This is a genomic window from Streptomyces sp. HUAS CB01, assembly GCF_030406905.1.
In the GTDB taxonomy this organism is placed as follows: domain Bacteria; phylum Actinomycetota; class Actinomycetes; order Streptomycetales; family Streptomycetaceae; genus Streptomyces; species Streptomyces chengbuensis.
On the sequence record NZ_CP129137.1, the window covers coordinates 6919134 to 6936403 of the forward strand.

Below are 17270 nucleotides of genomic sequence, written 5' to 3' on the forward strand. Positions count from 1 at the left end.
GGGTCCGTTCCCGTACCGCATGCACTCCCCGCGCCTGTGCCGCCCGCACCTGGTGCACTGCGCGCACCTGTGCCGAACGCACCGCATGCACTCCCCGCACCGGACGCACCGCATGCACTCCCCGCACCGGACGCACTCCACTCCCCGGTGGCACCGCGGCTCCCGTGGCCAGGACCAACGCCACGGAGCGCCACGGGCATCGGCCGCATGTGTCACCGCGCGGCACGCCGATGTCCGTCCCGGCGGGGCAGGCCGTTCCACGCGCCCGGACGCGCCGGCGGGTACGGCAAGGCCGGGCGTCGCCGCGGACACGGAGAGGTCCCGCGCGGTGCGGACTCGGCCCCGCCGCCACGCGGGGAAGCCGCTGCCGTGGGCCGGGCCACGCGAGCGCCGCCAACGCCTGCGCCCCGTCGGCCTGCGCCCTGTTCGCCGAGGCCCGCGGTCGGCAAGGCTAGGCCGCGTGCCGCACCCGCAGGCTGTTCACCGCACGGCGCAGCCGGGCCGTGCGCTCGGCGAGTGCGACCGCGTCCGGGGCGTCGGTGTCGCGCAGGTGCAACTCGATCTGGGCGAGCTCCTCGGCGATCTCCGCCAGCCGCTCCTGCGGTCCCGCCGCCTCCACCGATGCCCGGTCGGACGCCAGCAGCCGCCGCAACTGCTCGGCCTGCGTCGCCAGCTGGCGGTTCTTGCGGTCCAGGTCGAGGAAGACGCTCACCTTGGTCCGCAGCACCCAGGGGTCGAACGGCTTGGTGAGGAAGTCGGCGGCGCCGATCGCGTATCCGCGGTAGGCGTAGTCCGTGTCCGCGTCGGTCCCGGTCAGCAGGATGATGGGCACGTCCTTGGTCTGGTCGAGGCGCTTGATGTTGGCGGCGGTCTCGAAGCCGTCCATGCCGGGCATCAGGACGTCCAGCAGGACGACGGCGAAGTCCTGGCGCAGCATCGCCTTCAGTGCTTCCTCCCCGGAGGAGGCACGGACCAGTTCCTGGTGGAGGGGGCCGAGCACGGCTTCCAGCGCGATGAGGTTCTCCTCCATGTCGTCGACGAGGAGGATGCTGCACTTGTCGGGGACGGGGGTCGTCATGTCCCCCCGCCTCCACGATGCTCGTGGCCGTCGTCGCCGTCGCCGGTGCCGGACTGCGCCCCGGCTGACTCCGGACCGGGACGGCGGTCCCGTGTCCGCCCGGTTTCCCGCTCCGGCTTCGGGGCCGAGGGCGCGCCCTGCGGGTCGAGCAGGTCGCAGATGACCGACAGCAGATGGTCGATGTCCACGGGCTTGGGTACGTAGTCGGAGGCACCGCTGTCGATGGCCTTGGCGCGGTCACCCGGCATGGCCTTGGCGGTCAGGGCGACGATCGGCAGATGGGCGAGGCGGGGGGTGCACCGGATGGCTCGTATCGTCTCGTAGCCGTCCATCTCGGGCATCATGATGTCCATCAGGACAAGGGACACATCGGGGAAGCGCTGCAGGACCTCGAGGCCCTCGCGGCCGTTCTCCGCGTACTTCACCGTGATGCCGACGCGGCCCAGCACATGCGTGAGCGCGAAGACGTTGCGGATGTCGTCGTCGACGATGAGGATGAGGCGTCCGGCGAGGACCCGGCCGGGGCGGCCGCTCAGCCACTCCTTGAGCCGTGTGGTCTCGGGCCAGGCGTCCTCCCGGACGTTCGCGGCCGTGACGGTTCCCCAGCCGACCAGACCGTCCGGACCGCCGACCACGGTGTTCGGCGGGTAGTCGGGGGCGGTTCGCGCCGGCTCCTGCCGGACGGGGAGCGCGGGCGGGGGAGCGGCAGGGGCGGAGACCGATGCCGGCCCGGGTCCGAGTTCGGCGGGGGCGGCAGGGGGACCGGTGACGCGCAGCGCCGCCGCTTCCGGTGTGGCCGCGGCACCGGGGTAGCGCGCCGGTATGTAGAGGGTGAACCGGGAGCCGACCCCCAGCTCGCTCTCGGCGACGATCCGGCCGCCGAGCATGCCCGCGATCTCCCTGCTGATCGACAGCCCGAGGCCCGTGCCGCCGTACTTGCGGCTGGTGGTGCCGTCGGACTGCTGGAACGCCTCGAAGACCACCGGAAGCTTCTCGGGCGGAATGCCGATCCCGGTGTCCTTCACCGAGAAACCGACGACGTCCTCCGCCCTCTTCAGCGTCTCCTCGTCGAAACGCTCCCCGGACACCCGCTCGACGCGCAGCTGCACTCCGCCGGAGGTGGTGAACTTCACCGCGTTGGACAGCAGATTGCGCAGGATCTGCTGGAGTCGCTGCTCGTCGGAGAACAGTTCCCGCGGCACGTCGTCGGCCACCTCGATCTCGAAGCTCAGCCCGCGGTCCACGGTCAGCGGGTGGAACGTGGCGTGCACGTAGTCGAGCAGCTTGTCCAGCGGCAGCTGCTTCGGGTGCACGTCCATCCGGCCGGCCTCGATCTTCGACAGGTCGAGGATGTCACTGATGAGCTGGAGCAGGTCGGAGCCCGCGCGGTGGATGGTCGCGGCGAACTGCACCTCCTGCTCGGAGAGATGACCGTCGGGGTTGTCGGCGAGCAGCCGCGCCAGGATGAGCAGCGAGTTGAGCGGGGTGCGCAGTTCGTGCGACATGTTCGCGAGGAACTCGGACTTGTACTGCGAGGCCGTCGCGAGCAGCGCCGCCTTCTCCTCCAGTTCGGCGTTGGAGCGCTGCAGCTCGTCGGAGCGCATCCGCAGCTCGGCGGTGAGCCGCTGCGACTCCGACAGCAGGGACTCGGTGCGGGAGTTGGCGATGATGGTGTTGATGGAGACACCGATGGTGTTGGCGAACTGGTCGATGAAGGCCAGGTGCACATCGCTGAACCTGCTGAGCGACGCCAGTTCGATCACTCCGAGCACCTGGTCCTCGAAGAGGATCGGCAGGATGACGACGCTGTGCGGGAGCGCCGAGCCGAGGCCGGAGTTGATGGTGATGTAGTCCGGCGGTACGTCCGTGATGATGATGCGCTGCTTCTCCTGGGCGGCCTGGGCGATCAGACCGCGGCCCGGTGTGCCGGTTCCCGGCAGCGGTCCGCGTCCGCCGGCCTGGTCGGTCCCGTACCCCGCGATGAACTCCAGGCCCGCGCCGGGCGGCGCGCCGGCCTCGGCCAGGAAGAAGGCGCCGAACTGCGCGTTCACCAGCGGTGTCAGCTCGCGCAGGATCAGGTCCGCGACCTCCACCAGGTCGCGGTGCCCCTGCATCAGGGCCGCCATGCGGGTGAGGTTGGACTCGAGCCAGTCCTTGGCGCGGGTGGTCTCGCGCAGGTTGGCCACCATGAGGTTGACGTTGTTCTTCAGCTCGGCGACCTCGCCCTGCGCCTCGACCGCGATGGAGCGGGACATGTCTCCCTGGGTGACGGCACTGGCCACTTCGGCGATGGCACGCACCTGGGTGGTCAGGTTCAGTGCCAGCTCGTTGACGTTCGTGGTCAGCCGCTTCCACGTGCCGTAGACGCCCTCGACACGGGCCTGGCCGCCGAGTTGCCCCTCGCTGCCGACCTCGCGGGCCACGCGGGTGACCTCGGAGGCGAACGAGGAGAGGGTGTCCACCATCGTGTTGATGGTCGTCTTCAGCTCCAGGATCTCGCCGCGCGCGTCGACGTCGATCTTCTTCGACAGGTCGCCCTGGGCGACGGCGGTGGCGACCTGGGCGATGTTGCGGACCTGGGAGGTGAGGTTGTCGGCCATGAAGTTGACGTTGTCGGTGAGGTCCTTCCAGACGCCGGAGACGCCGCGTACCTGGGCGCGGCCGCCGAGGCGGCCCTCGGTGCCGACCTCGCGGGCGACGCGGGTGACCTCGTCGGCGAACGCCCGCAGCTGGTCGACCATCGTGTTGATGGTGTCCTTCAGCTCCAGGATCTCGCCGCGCGCGTCCACCGTGATCTTCTTGGACAGGTCACCGTCGGCGACGGCGGTGGTCACCTGGGCGATGTTGCGGACCTGCGAAGTCAGGTTCAGCGCCATGAAGTTGACGTTGTCCGTCAGCTCCTTCCAGACGCCGGAGACGCCGCGTACCTGGGCCTGGCCGCCGAGGTTCCCCTCGGTGCCGACCTCGCGGGCGACGCGGGTGACCTCGTCGGCGAACGCCGAGAGCTGGTCGACCATCGTGTTGATCGTGGACTTCAGCTCCAGGATCTCGCCCTTCGCCTCCACGGTGATCGTCTTGCCCAGGTCGCCCTGGGCGACGGCGGTGGCGACCTGGGCGATGTTGCGGACCTGGGAGGTGAGGTTGTCGGCCATGAAGTTGACGTTGTCGGTGAGGTCCTTCCAGACGCCGGAGACGCCGCGTACCTGGGCGCGGCCGCCGAGGCGGCCCTCGGTGCCGACCTCGCGGGCGACGCGGGTGACCTCGTCGGCGAACGCGGACAGCTGGTCGACCATCGTGTTCACGGTGCTCTTGAGCTGCAGGATCTCCCCGCGCGCGTCCACCGTGATCTTCTGGCTCAGATCGCCGTTGGCGACCGCCGTGGTCACCTGGGCGATGTTGCGGACCTGGGAGGTCAGGTTCGAGGCCATGAAGTTGACGTTGTCGGTGAGGTCCTTCCAGACGCCGGAGACGCCCGGGACCTGGGCGCGGCCGCCCAGCTGCCCCTCGGTGCCGACCTCGCGGGACACCCGGGTCACCTCGTCGGCGAACGCCCGCAGCTGGTCGACCATCGTGTTCACGGTGAGCTTCAGTTCCAGCAGCTCGCCGGTCGCCTCGACCGTCACCTGCTGGGTCAGGTCGCCGCGTGCCACCGCGGTGGTCACGACCGCGATGTCGCGCACCTGCGCGGTCAGCCGCGCGGCCATCGTGTTGACGGCCTCCGTCACGAAGTGCCAGTCCCCGGACAGCCCCTGCACCTTGGCGCGGCCGCCGAGGCGGCCCTCGGTGCCGACCTCGCGGGCGACCCGGGTCAGCTCGCCGGTGAACAGCGACAGCTGGTCCACCATCCGGTTCACGCCCCGGCCCAGCCTCCGCAGATCGCCGCGGAGCTCGCGGGTCTCGTGGTGGAGTTCGACCCGCTGGGTGAGATCGCCGTCCGCGACCGCGTCCAGGACGCGCGTGGCGTTCGCGACGGGCGTGACCAGCGCTTCGAGCAGGGAGTTGGTGGCGTCCACGCTGGTCGTCCACGCGCCCTGCCCGGGACTCGCCGCGATCCGCTCGTCCAGCCGGCCCTGCCGGACCACCTCGCGACGCACCCGCTGGAGCTCCGACGCCAGATGCGCGTTGCGCGCGACGATCTGGTTGAGCGTTCCCGCCATTTCGGCGAGCAGGCCCTCGTGCGTCCCCTCCACACGTACGGTGAAGTCCCCGTCACGAAGCGAGTCCATGGCGGCGAGGAGCGGGCGCAACTCGGCCGCGCGCACCCACTGCCCGTCCGGGGCGGAGGTGGCTCGACCGGTGTCTTCGGGTGATGCGCCGAATTCGCCGGGCTGTGCGGCAGGGAGAGCGGAATCCGGTGCGGCCGGGTCGAGTGCCATGGGCACGCCATTCTCGGGAATCGGTGCGTCTCGCGGGAATCAGTACCTCTGAAATCGGTACATATAGTCATCTTGACGGCCTTATTAGGTTACATTGGGTGCTCTGAATGTCGAAGTGATCCAGGGGCCGCACGTGGGGCCGTCCTCGCTCTACCCACGAGAGTCCGTTGCGCGGATGAGGCTCCCCGCGAACGAGCTCGCGCCTTCCGCTGCGCGAAAATTCGTGCGTACCGCACTCGCCGAACGCGGCGCACCGACGTCTTCCGGAGCCGCCTCCGCGCCCCCGCCGGCGATCGGCCGCGGGCTCGCCGACGATGCCGTGCTCCTCGTCAGCGAACTGGTCACCAACGCGATCATGTACGCCGGTACGGACGTCGAGGTCGGGTGCCATCTCGACTCCGGACCCGGCCCTCTCGCCCCCTTCGCGGTGCAGGGGCCCGGGCACTCGGGCGTCGTCGTCGAAGTGATCGACCACAATCCCTCCCGCGCGGTACGCGGCGGCAAGGACGCGTGGCGCGAGGGCCGCGGCCGAGGTCTCCAGCTCGTACGCGCACTGGCCGAGTCCTGGGGGGTGATCTACCGGCACAGCGAGAAGTCGGTGTGGTTCCGGCTCGAGCCCGCCCGCGGCGCGACGGAACCCGGCGCCTCCGACGACACCGTCGCCGGGCACACCGCCGGTGTCCCGGCCGAGGACGCCCTCCACGGGCACGAGCCGCCGTCCCCCGGGATCCTCCCTCCCTCCCGGCCGCGTCCCCGCCGGGGCCGCACCGCGGAGTGGGTCGACCGCAGCGGCCCCACCTTCCTCGCCGAGGCCGGCGAACTCCTCGCCGGGCAGCTGGACGAGGACATGGTCGCGGCGATCGCGGGACAGCTCATGGTGCCCAGACTCGCCGACTGGTGCGGTGTGTGGCTGACCACCGAGTCCGGCGCCATGCGGCTCTCCCGCGTGTGGCACACCGACGAGCGGTGCATCGGCGCACTGCGCCAGGCGCTCGAGAACGACCCGCCACCCGCCCGGCTCCGTACGACCGGCATTCCCTGGCCCTGGCCGCAGAACGCCGACGCGGCGGGGGCGGGCGGCTCCGCGCTGCTCTTCCCCCTCGTCGCCGGCGGTTCCTGCCACGGCGCGGTACTGCTCGGACGCAAGGGCGTGTCGCAGATGACCGACGGTCTCGCCCGGCTCGCGGAGGACGTCGCGCGGCGCGTGGCCCACGCCCTGGCCACCGCCCGCCACTACACCAAGCAGGCCACCATCAGCCGGGCGCTCCAGCGCAGGCAACTGCCCGAATCCCTCGCGGAGATACCGGGCTTCGACACGGCGATCGTCTACGAGCCCCGAGGCGAGGGCCAGACGGTCGGCGGCGACTTCTACGACCTGTTCCCGATGGGCGACATCGAGGACCGCCGCTGGTGCTTCCTGCTCGGTGACGTCATGGGCCACGACGTCGAGGCGATGTCCGTCACCGGCCTCGCCCGGCACCTGGTGCGCCTGCTCGCCCGCGAGGGGCACGGCGTCGAGTCACTGCTCGGCAGGCTGAACCTCGCACTGGCCGAGGAGGGCGCGGAGGCGGTCGCGCTCGGCGGCGAGCAGGCAGGGCCGCGCTTCCTGAGCCTGCTCTACGGGGAGCTCGAACCCGATCTCGTCGAGGGCGGCGCGCGCTGCACCATCGCCAGCGCCGGGCACCCGCTGCCGCTGCTGCTGTCGGCCGAGGGCGACGTCGAGCCCGCCGCCGACCCGCAGTTGCTGCTGGGGGTCTCCGACAGTGCCGAGTTCCACGCCAACACCTTCCACCTGGCCCCCGGCGAGACCCTGCTGTGCGTGACCGACGGTGTGACCGAACGCCGCCGGGGCAACCGCCAGTTGGACGATGCCGACGGGCTGGCCGAGGTGTTGCGCGGGTGCGTCGGAATGGGGGCGAAGGCCGTGGCGGAGCGGGTGCGGCAGGCGGCGCACGACTTCGACGCCGGCCCGATCGACGACGACCTCGCCGTGATGGTGATCGAAGCGACACCGGTGCCGCTGCCGGGGGGCGGGCCGGGCGCGGACCCGGACGCCGCCCGGCAGCCGCGCCGTACGCAGGCGGGCCCGTACGCGGGCGAACCCACGACGTGACGCGCCCTCCGGGAGGCCCGTGGCCCGGCCCTCACCGCCACGGCGGGCACGGCACGTCGCGGTCACCGACCGGGGCGGAGGGCGCACACGGAACGGTGTGCCCTCCGCCCCGGGGAACCGCGACTCCGGCACACCGTGCACGACGTCGTCGCGCGAAGCGGTCAGGTGTTGTCGATGCTGACGTCGCCGCCGCAGCCGGTGCCCACCTTGGTGGCCTCGAGCTTGTAGTAGCCGTAGAGGCCGTGGATGCGTTCGTTGTGGTTGCCGGTCTGGCCGGCACGCACGACCACGTTGTTGGCGATGTCGCGCACCTTCCAGCTGAACGTGCACCCCCGGTACGGCCAGATGCCGATGTCGACGAAGTGACCGGACGGGTTGGCGGCGACGCTGTAGGTGTGACAGGTGTCCGGCAGCCACCAGTAGGCGCCGTTGACGGCGCAGGTGCGCTGCAGGGCGTGAGCGGTGCCGGTGCTTCCCAGGGCGACGACGGCGGTGGTGGCGATCGTGAGAGCCACGGCTCGCGTGACGGCCTTCATGGAGTTCCTCCCCCTCGAACTGCTCGATGCCGTCGGCGTGTTGGGCCGACGGCGTTGGTTCGGCGCGGCCAGATACTAGCCAACATCCGATCGACATGTGTGGGGTTTGTGACGAGGGTGTGCGCGGTGCGACCCCTGTCGTGGCGGACGTCCGGCCGGCGGAGCGAGGTGCGGCGTGCGGCATGCGGCGGAGCGGAACCGGACGGCGGCGGTGCGTGCGCGGCGCCGGGCGCGAGGCTCCTTGCCCACGGAGCGGAGTCGCACGGATCCGCTCCGTCCCCGGCAGGGGACCCTCCGCGTCGATCCCGTCGTACGCGCGGCGCCCTGCGGCGCGATCGGGATGCGGCGGGGCTCGTCGCGTGTGCATGGTGGAGGCGTCCGAGGCGGGGAACTCGCCGTGGCGCGCCTCGGCCGGCGTTCGTCCGGTGACGGCCTGGACCTCACCCCGAGCGGGGTTCGGACTGCCGTTCGCCGCAGCGGCGCCGTCGAACAGGTGGTGCGTGGCGTTGTCGCGCGGGCGGTCCGGAAGGCGGCCGCCCGCGCCGGTCCCGTCCCGCTCCCGAGCCCGGATAGGTGGTCAACGTGAGTGACGACGCGGTACGGGATCTGATCATTGTCGGCTCCGGTCCGGCCGGATACACCGCCGCGCTCTACGCGGCTCGTGCACTGCTGCGCCCGGTCGTGTTCGAAGGGTCGGTCGCCGCCGGTGGTGCGTTGATGAACACCACCGAGGTGGAGAACTACCCGGGGTTCCCCGATCCCGTGCTCGGCCCGGATCTGATGGGCAGGATGAGGGCCCAAGCCGAGCAGTTCGGGGCCGAGTTGATCGCCGACGACGTCGTGGAGGCCCGTCTCGAGGGCGGGACCAAGGAGATCGTCGACAGCGCCGGGCGGACCCACCGCGCCCGGTCGGTCGTCCTCGCCACCGGATCCCACTACCGCGAACTGGGGCTGACCAACGAGAAGCGCCTGTCCGGCCGCGGTGTCAGCTGGTGCGCCACCTGTGACGGCTTCTTCTACCGGGACCACGACGTCGTGGTCGTGGGTGGTGGGGACTCCGCCATGGAGGAGGCCACGTTCCTCACGAAGTTCGCACGCACGGTCACCGTGGTGCACCGCCGTGACGAGCTGCGTGCCTCGAAGATCATGCAGGAACGGGCGCGCCGCAACGACAGGATCCGCTTCCTCTGGGAGCGGGAGGTGGTCGACATCCTGGGGGAGGAGAAGGTCACGGGCGTCCGTCTGCGTGACGTGAACAGCGGGGAGGAGACCGACCTGCCGGTGACCGGTGTGTTCGTCGCCATCGGGCTCGATCCGCGCGTCGAGCTCGTCAAGGGCCAGGTCTCCCTCGACCACGCCGGATACATCGCCGTCGAGGGCCGGTCGACCCGCACCAATCTGGACGGCGTGTTCGCCTGCGGCGACGTCGTCGACCACGAGTACCGGCAGGCCGTCACCGCCGCCGGGACGGGCTGCGCGGCGGCTCTGGACGCCGAGCGGTACCTCGCGGCGCTCGACGACTGCGCCACCCACGAGGAAGCCCGCCTCGAGGCCGTGGCCGTGGCCGAACTCGTCCACTGACCCGCACGGCGGGGGCTGCTGCCGGATCGGCGGCGCGCGCTCCCCGCCCGGTGGGGGCCCACCGGAGCCGCCATGTCGTACGACAACCTGGTCATCGTTCTCGCGGTGGCCGCGGGCGTCCCGTTCCTCCTCGCCCTGATGCCCCGCGTGCCCCTCCCGGGCCCGGTCCTCGAGATCGTCGCCGGTATCGTGCTCGGCCCGGCGGTGCTGGGTGTGGTGCAGGCGGACAGCACCGTCAAGGCCCTGTCGATCATCGGGCTGAGCTTCCTGCTGTTCCTCGCCGGGCTCGAGATCGACACCAAACACCTGCAGGGCCCGGCGGGGAAGCTCGTCGGCGTCGGTCTGCTGGGCTCGCTCGCGCTGGCCGCGGCCGTCGGCTGGCTGCTCCACACCGCCGGACTGGTCGAGAGCCCGCTGCTGATCGGCACCGCGCTGGTGGCCACCTCCCTGGGGCTCCTCGTCCCGATCCTCAAGGACGCCGGCGCCGTGGACCGGCCGGTCGGCCGGCTGACCATCGGCGGCGCCTCGGCGGGTGACATCTGCGCGGTGCTGCTGTTGTCGCTGTTCTTCTCCGAGCACGCCTCCAGCCCGGCCGCCCGACTGCTCCTCCTGGTCGGACTCGCCTGCCTGGCCGTGCTCGTCGTGGTGGTCGCCGTGGGCGCCGGACGCTCCATGGCGGTGTCCCGAACGGTCGTGACGATGGCGGACACGAGCGCCCAGCTGCGCATCCGCCTGACGATGGTCCTGATCGTCGGACTGTCGGCGATCGCCCTGCACCTGGGATTCGAGGCCATCCTCGGTGCCTTCGTCGCGGGCGTCGTCCTCCGGCTCGTCGACCCCGACGCCGAACGGACCCATCCGCAGTTCCACGTCAAACTGGAGGGCCTCGGATACGGGTTCCTCGTGCCGGTCTTCTTCGTGACCAGCGGAATCCAGTTCGACCTCGGTGCGCTGTTCGCGGACGCGGGAACAGCCCTGAGGGTGCCGATCTTCCTGGCCGCACTCCTCCTCGTACGAGGGCTGCCGGCACTGGTCTACCGCAGGGCGGGCCTCTCGCGTGCCGAGGTCGTGGCCGGCGGTCTCCTACAGGCCACCTCGCTCCCGTTCATCGTGGCCGCGACGACGATCGGCCTGATGCTGGACGCCATCCGGCCGGCCAACGCCGCCGCGCTGGTGGCCGCGGGTCTGCTGTCGGTGGTCCTGTTCCCGCCGCTGGCCCTGTCCTTGCTGAACCGTTCACGGGGCGCCGCGGGATCCGGCCGCGATCCCGAGAGGGAATGACGTCGCCGGGGCTCGTGTCCTGTGCCCGGGACCGTCCGGGCGGACGCGGGGCGCAGGCCCCGGGACGCGTCATTCGGGCGGGATCCGGCCCGGTGCGTCCCCGGACGGGCGCGGCTCCGCCGTTCCGCATCGGACCGCTGTCGACGGACGCCCGAGCGACGTTCCGCGCCGTGCATGCCGTACCGGCCGGGGGCCGGCACCCCGCCCATACCTCCGAAGGTGTACGAGGCGCTGTCCGTACCGGGGTCCCCCGGCCCCCGGGTCGCTCGCCGGGGGCATCCGCCCGCCGGCCGGGTCCGGGTGCAAGCGCCCGTCCGCCGGGGTCGCACCAGGCGCTCACGTTCCGGCACGGACCGGCGGCCCTTCGGTGCGAACCTCTGGATTGCCTCAACTCTGCTTTGGTTTCACCGGTGTTCGGGCAACTCCCCTCACATCGGGAGCACCCTCGCTCCGGGGGACGAGGAAGGTGAGGTCATGGGAGTCACTGTTGCCGTCGTAGCCGGTGCCGTCGTGCTGATCGGCGCGATCGCGTGGATGAGCCGCGGGAGCGGCCGTAAGGCCGTGAAGCGTCCGGTCCGGGCCGGCCGGCACCACGGAGTGGGGGAGGCGGGCGCCTCGACCTGGTTGGTGACCTCGAACGCGTGGTCGGTCGGGGGGAGTTGCGACACGTCGTCCTCGTCATCGAGCAGCTGCGGAGGCGGAGGAGGAGGCGGCTGCGGCGGTGGCGGCTGCTGAGTGGTGGCGTGCGGCTGCCCGCCGCGGGAGGGCCGCCACCGGGGTGACCGCGGACGGCGCTCTCCCGGATCCAGGGCCGTCTCGGGCACGGACCCGGGCCGGCAGCGGGCGGGCGCCGGGTGTTCGGCGCCCTCCCGGCTGTCCGGTGCCCTGGGCCGTGGTCAGAGCGGTGTGCCGGCCGGCGGGCGGCCCCGCGTCGAAACGGGTTCGGGGGCGAGCCCCGCCGGCGGCACTCCCTTGTCGGCCGGGGCGCCACGCGGGAGCCCGGCTCGGAACACGGTCACCGGCGGAGCGGCTCCAGTCCGGTGCGTACCTCGTCGACGAAGCTCACGGGCTGCTCCCACGCGGCGAAGTGGCCGCCCTTGGGGAGCCTGTTGTAGTGGATGAGGTTCGGGTAGGCCTTCTCCGCCCAGCTCCTGGGGGGTGTGTAGAGCTCGTCGGGGAAGACGCTGACGGCGACGGGGAGTTGGACGCCCTTGGCGCCGAAGAACGGGATCCCGGCCTCGGTGTTCTCCCAGTACAGACGTGCGGCGGAGATCGCCGACCGGGTGAGCCAGAACAGGGTGATGTTGTCGAGCACGTCGTCACGGGTCAGGCCCTCGGGCTGTCCCGCGAAGGACCGGGAGATCAGCTCGAGACTGTCCCTGTCGTGGTCGAGCATGAAGGCCGCCAGACCGACCGGCGAGTCGACCAGCCCGCTCAGGGACTGCGGGCGTGAGCCCATCATGAGGGCGTAGGCGACGTGCTTGTACACGAAGTCCAACTGCTCGACCGCTTCCCGCTCCTCGGAGCTGAGCGACACGTCGGACGGCAGCGGGTTGCCGGCCGCGACCGCGGCCTCGATGGCGGGCGGTACCGCGCCGGCCATGTTGGTGTGGATCCCGACCAGCCCCTCTGGCTCCTGGACCCCCATGAGATCGGTGACGATCGCGCCCCAGTCGCCGCCCTGCGCCGCGTACTTGGTGTACCCCAGGCGTTTCATGAGGTTGCCCCACGCTGCGGCCATCCGGTCGGGAGCCCAGCCGGGGGTGCTCGGTTTGCCCGAGAAGCCGTAGCCCGGCATCGACGGAACCACCACGTGGAAGGCGTCGGAGGCGGCGCCGCCGTGGGCGGTGGGGTCGGTGAGGGGCTCGATGATCTTCAGCTGCTCGATGACGGAGCCGGGCCAGCCGTGGGTGACGATCAGCGGCAGCGCGTCCTCGTGCTTCGAGCGGACGTGGATGAAGTGGATGTCGAGTCCGTCGATCTCGGTGACGAAGTGCGGCAGCGCCTTGAGCCTGGCCTCGACCTTGCGCCAGTCGTACTCGGAGGCCCAGTACTGGGCGAGAGCCTGGAGCGTCGCGAGTTGGGTGCCCTGCGACTGATCCTTGACGGTCTCCTCCTCGGGCCAGCGCGTGGCCACGATCCGGTCTCGCAGATCGTCGAGCTCCGCGTCGGAGAACTCGAACGTGAACGGCCGGACCGCAGTGGGGTCGGAAGTAGCGGACATGTGCCTCTCCCTGTGGAGTGGCCCGCGCGTGCGCCGCCCGCGCGCCGCGCGTGGGGCGAAAGGGGATGGGTCCCGAGGCTGAACTCCGGGACGCTGCGCTGTCGCTGGTCGCGGCAGAACGCCGGTCGCTCGCGCCTCCTGGCGGCGGTCACCGGCACGAGTGCAACCGCGAGTGGCATCGGTGATACCACGCGGTGAGAGGGAGCGGCGTTGGCTCCGCTGGTGAAACTAACATGGAGCCCAAACGTTTACAAATGGGCAAATCGGACAGGCATGTCGGATTGGTCCGTGTCCAGGCCGGCGATCCCCGACGGGGTGCGGGTGGTGGTGCGCACGGCTCAAGCCGCCCCGCTGTGCCGCCGTTTCGACTGCGCCGCACGGTCGTGGGCCGCCTGCGGGAACGGTGTGCCGGTCGCCCTTGGTGGGGGCGGTCCGCGAAGGGAGGTGTCACGGGGCGTGCGGCTTCGCTTCGACGGCTGGATCGCGGGGCTCGGGACGCGGTCGGGTGTTCGTCTGGTGGTCGGGCACTGGGTGCGCTCGCCGTTCGGACCGTTCAGTGACGTGATGATCGAGCGGCAGGACGGGGAGCGTCTCCTGCTCGCCCCTGCCCGGCAGATCGCGGACTTCGTCGCCGCCACGTACGCCTTCGAGGAGGTCAGGGTCGTGCCGGTGCGGGTGCGGGCGACGGCGAAGGGCTGGGTCGTCACGGCGCCGTCACTCGATCTGCGTCTCGGTGTCGGTGCGCGAGGTGTCCTGGGGTGGCTGCTGAGGGCCGTGCCCGGCCCGCTGGCCGCCCGTCCCGGCTGGAGCGCGTTGGTCGACCTTCCGGCGCGCCTGATGCCTGGTGTGCGGACCCGCGGCAGGAGCGGGGCCGACCGGCGTGAGTGGTACGGCGTGCGGGACCTCCGGCCGATCGTGACGGCCCGTGCCGTCCTCGAGGGGGCGGAACTGGGCCCCCTCGCACCCGTCGAGCCTCCGGTGCGCTTCGGATTCGGGTCCGTCCCCCGGAAACCGGCCGTCGTGCGGGTCACCACGACGGTGGGCCTGGACGGTGGGCGGCCGGCGAGGGCGTGGGCATTCGGTCGTCCGCCGCGCGATCGGTGACGGCGCGGTGGTGGACGCCGTACTTCGCTTGCCACCGCATTTGATTTCATTCGATACCGTATCGAATGAATGGATGGCTGGTAGTGTGCGCTTATGGCGGCCGACGTTCCTTCCCCCACCACCGCCCCCCGTGCGACCGACCGCCGCGGTGACGCCTCGCCGTTCGCCCTCGGCCTGCTGCTGCGCCGGGCGCACTGGCGCGCGGCCGCGGTGATGGCGGAGGCCCTTCGCCCGCTCGGCATCGAGCTGCGGCACTTCGCCGTCCTGATCGTGCTCGTCGACAGCGGGCCCACGGTGCAGCGGGACCTGGCCGCGGCCACGGGCTCGGACAAGGCCGGGATCATGCGGGTCGTGGACGACCTGGAGCGCAGGGGGCTGGCCGTGCGCAAAGCCGTTCCGGGGGACAGGCGGGCGCGGTCGGTCGAGATCACGCCGCAGGGCGTCGAGCTCTTCGACGCGGCTCATGTGGCGGCGGCGCCGCTGGCCGAGAGCCTCATCTCCGAACTGGGCCCGGGTGAGCCCGAGAAGCTGATGGACCTGCTGACCCGGTTCGCCTATCCCGCCGACGCGGAGGCGTAGCGCGCCCGCGCACCCGGGCCCGAGTGGACGGTGCGCCCCCCAGGGCTGTCCCGGCGAACCGGCCGTGCGGGGCCGTCGCCGTCCCCGTGCTCCGGAGCGCGGCGACGAGGCCTCGCGTGTGCCCGGACCTCTCGGTGTGCGGGGTCCCCCTCCGCTCGGGGCCTCCCCCCGTGCGGGACCTGCGGGGCCTGCGTGCCGGACGCCGCTCGCCCGGGCGGTCACGCTGAGCGCCGGCGGCGAGGGGCGCCGTGTCACGTCCTGGAACCGAGACGTCACACGGCGTCCTCGATCCGGCGGATCAGGCGGTGAGGCGCGCCGCGAGCGACTTCCCCTTGACGGCCGCGTCCTCGGCCGGCGCGGCGGACTGCTCCGGGGTGCGTTCGGACGCGGCGATCGACCCGGCGGTGTGGGCGTCGGCGGTGAGGTGCGGGACCGGGTTCGCGGCGACGTCGCGGTGGATCACCGCACCCTCGGGGTGCTGCTCCTCCCAGGCTCGACGGAAGGTGTCCGCGACCGAACGGGACGTGGACGCCTCGCCGGGGAACACGGACGAGTCGATGTGCAGCAGCGTGGCCATGGCCTTCTCCAGGGATGTTGACGCCCGGGCGCGGGACCGGGGCGGTGGATTCGTACGGGGCAGTAGTTAAGCACCAGATAGTATTGAGTGATACCATCACGAGTGTAACGAAAGGTGGGGGCGTCGAACCGATGAAGGAGGTCGGTGATCTTGGACGTCTACGAGGCGGTCAGGAGCCGACGGGCCGTACGCGGATTCACCGGCCGGAGTGTCCCGAAAGAGGTGCTGGAGCGTGTGCTCTCCGCCGCCGCATGGGCACCGTCCGCATCCAACCTGCAGCCCTGGCGTGTCTACGTGGTGACCGGCGGGCCGCTGAGGGAGCTGAAGCGGCGCGCCGGTGAGCGCCTGCTCGCCGGCGATCCCTGGGACGAGCCGCAGTACCAGCAGTACCCGCCTGCGCTGAAGTGCCCCTACAGCGAACGCCGGTCCGCTTTCGGCGAGCAGCGCTACGGAGCCCTCGGCATTCCGCGCGAGGACCTGGAGGCGAGGCAGCGGGCCGCCGCCGCGAACTGGGACTGCTTCGGCGCGCCCGCCGCCCTGTTCTGCTACATCGACCGCGACCTGGGCCCGCCCCAGTGGTCCGACGTCGGTATGTACCTGCAGACCGTCATGCTGCTGCTCCGCGCCGAAGGGCTGCACAGCTGCGCACAGATGGCATGGGCGAAGTACCACCGGACAGTCGCGGAAGTCCTGGCGCCCGCCGACGAGCTCATCCTCTTCTGCGGCATGTCGATCGGGTTCGAGGACACGGCGGACAGCCGCCCCCGCACGGGCCGGGCGCCGCTCGCCGAGACGGTCACGTTCGTCGAGGAGTTAGCCGCACCGCCTGCCGGAGCCGCCTGGTCCCCACGACAGCAGCGTGCGCCCGGCTCTGGACGGCCCCACCCGTACGAACGGAAACCGCAAGGACATGCACCCCCCACACCCCCCATGACCAGCAACCTCCACGAGGCTGTTGCTGTCTTTGAGCAGCACAGGCCGCGTCTCTTCGGCATCGCCTACCGCGTGCTCGGCAGGGCCGCCGACGCCGAGGACGTGGTCCAGGAAGTGTGGCTGCGCTGGCAGAAGACCGACCGCTCCGCGGTGGTAAGCCCGGTGGCCTTCCTTTCGAGTACCACCACCCGACTGGCCATCAACGTCGCACAGTCCGCACGAGTGCGCTGGGAGACCTACCCCGGACCGTGGTTGCCCGATCCCGTCGACACCAGTGCGGACCCGGAGGCGGGAGCGCAACGCGCTGAGGCGCTGGAACTGGCCCTGCTGCTGGTGCTGGAGAAGCTGGGCCCCACGGAGCGCGCCGCGTACGTCCTGCGCGAGGCCTTCGGCTACGCCTACTCCGAGATAGCCGAGATCCTTCAACTCAGTCTCGTCAACGCGCGGAAGATCGTCAGTCGTGCCCGCAAGCGTCTGTCGGCCGAGCAGAAGGACAGCGTCGACGCCACGGAGCACCGGTGTCTCGTCGACACCTTCGTCTCGGCGGCCCGCACGGGGGACGTGGCCTCCCTGGAGGCCCTGCTCACCCCCGGATGCCTGGTGTCCGTGCGGCCGTTATCCGGACGCCGCTCGCGGACCCGTCCCGGTTCGCGCACACGAGCCGGGTCCCCCACTCGAAAAAGCCGTCCGCTTCGGTGCCGTGGCGAAAGCCGCGGTGAGAAAGGTGGATCATGAGGATGTACTGCGGCCGGAGACCCTTCCTGCCGGCACACCTGCCCTTCGGAGGCACCCGGTTCGACGGGTGGGCGAGGCGCAACAGACGCAGGGCCACGACCGGTGGTGCCGGGGCGTACCCCCCGGCGGCGAGGCGGCCCTCGGAGGATCCGG

At 71.5% G+C, this 17270-nt stretch carries 9 protein-coding genes and 3 pseudogenes; 7 read left to right on the forward strand and 5 right to left on the reverse strand.

Features of this window, described 5'->3' with window-relative positions:
• Positions 1-451: 451 nt before the first annotated feature.
• Together QRN89_RS30220 and QRN89_RS30225 are read right to left on the reverse strand one after the other, a co-directional pair.
• Entirely contained in the window at positions 452-1078 is a 627-nt protein-coding gene (locus QRN89_RS30220) for a response regulator (protein ID WP_290352589.1), read from the reverse strand.
• Complete coding sequence (locus QRN89_RS30225; RefSeq protein WP_435833308.1) at positions 1075-5304, reverse strand: HAMP domain-containing protein; 4230 nt, start codon at positions 5302-5304, stop codon at positions 1075-1077. Before QRN89_RS30225 ends, QRN89_RS30220 begins: the two co-directional genes overlap by 4 nt.
• 373 nt (positions 5305-5677) lie before the next feature.
• Between QRN89_RS30225 and QRN89_RS30230 the strand changes: the two genes are divergently transcribed.
• The gene (locus QRN89_RS30230; protein WP_435833281.1) at positions 5678-7567 is read left to right on the forward strand and encodes a SpoIIE family protein phosphatase; all 1890 of its coding nucleotides are present in this window, start codon (positions 5678-5680) and stop codon (positions 7565-7567) included.
• Positions 7568-7728: 161 nt separating this feature from the next.
• Here the strand turns inward: QRN89_RS30230 and QRN89_RS30235 are convergent, their stop codons facing one another.
• A complete protein-coding gene (locus QRN89_RS30235) occupies positions 7729-8103 on the reverse strand; it encodes a hypothetical protein (protein ID WP_290352592.1) in 375 nt (124 codons plus the stop codon).
• 582 nt (positions 8104-8685) lie between these two features.
• On the opposite strand from QRN89_RS30235, the gene trxB reads away from it, so the two are divergent.
• Together trxB and QRN89_RS30245 are read left to right on the forward strand one after the other, a co-directional pair.
• Positions 8686-9684, forward strand: coding sequence for a thioredoxin-disulfide reductase (trxB, locus tag QRN89_RS30240; RefSeq protein ID WP_290352593.1), 999 nt, complete (start codon positions 8686-8688; stop codon positions 9682-9684).
• Between the two features lie 72 nt (positions 9685-9756).
• Positions 9757-10965 (forward strand): cation:proton antiporter, encoded by a 1209-nt coding sequence (locus QRN89_RS30245; RefSeq protein WP_290352594.1) that lies wholly within the window; start codon positions 9757-9759, stop codon positions 10963-10965.
• A 1015-nt stretch (positions 10966-11980) separates the two neighbouring features.
• Here the strand turns inward: QRN89_RS30245 and QRN89_RS30250 are convergent.
• The gene (locus QRN89_RS30250) at positions 11981-13189 is read right to left on the reverse strand and encodes an epoxide hydrolase family protein (protein WP_290352595.1); all 1209 of its coding nucleotides are present in this window, start codon (positions 13187-13189) and stop codon (positions 11981-11983) included.
• A gap of 456 nt (positions 13190-13645) precedes the next feature.
• Between QRN89_RS30250 and QRN89_RS30255 the strand changes: the two genes are divergently transcribed.
• The gene (locus tag QRN89_RS30255) at positions 13646-14293 is read left to right on the forward strand and encodes a hypothetical protein (RefSeq protein ID WP_290352596.1); all 648 of its coding nucleotides are present in this window, start codon (positions 13646-13648) and stop codon (positions 14291-14293) included.
• 93 nt (positions 14294-14386) lie between these two features.
• A complete protein-coding gene (locus QRN89_RS30260; protein WP_290352597.1) occupies positions 14387-14872 on the forward strand; it encodes a MarR family winged helix-turn-helix transcriptional regulator in 486 nt (161 codons plus the stop codon).
• 346 nt (positions 14873-15218) lie between these two features.
• Here the strand turns inward: QRN89_RS30260 and QRN89_RS30265 are convergent.
• Positions 15219-15449, reverse strand: a pseudogene (locus tag QRN89_RS30265) (NAD(P)H-dependent oxidoreductase); the annotation flags it as partial.
• 150 nt (positions 15450-15599) lie between these two features.
• Between QRN89_RS30265 and QRN89_RS30270 the strand changes: the two are divergent.
• Both QRN89_RS30270 and QRN89_RS30275 read left to right on the forward strand, forming a co-directional pair.
• Positions 15600-16259: pseudogene (locus QRN89_RS30270) on the forward strand (nitroreductase); the annotation flags it as partial.
• A gap of 120 nt (positions 16260-16379) precedes the next feature.
• Positions 16380-17024 (forward strand): annotated as a pseudogene (locus QRN89_RS30275) (sigma-70 family RNA polymerase sigma factor); the annotation flags it as partial.
• Positions 17025-17270 lie beyond the last annotated feature (246 nt).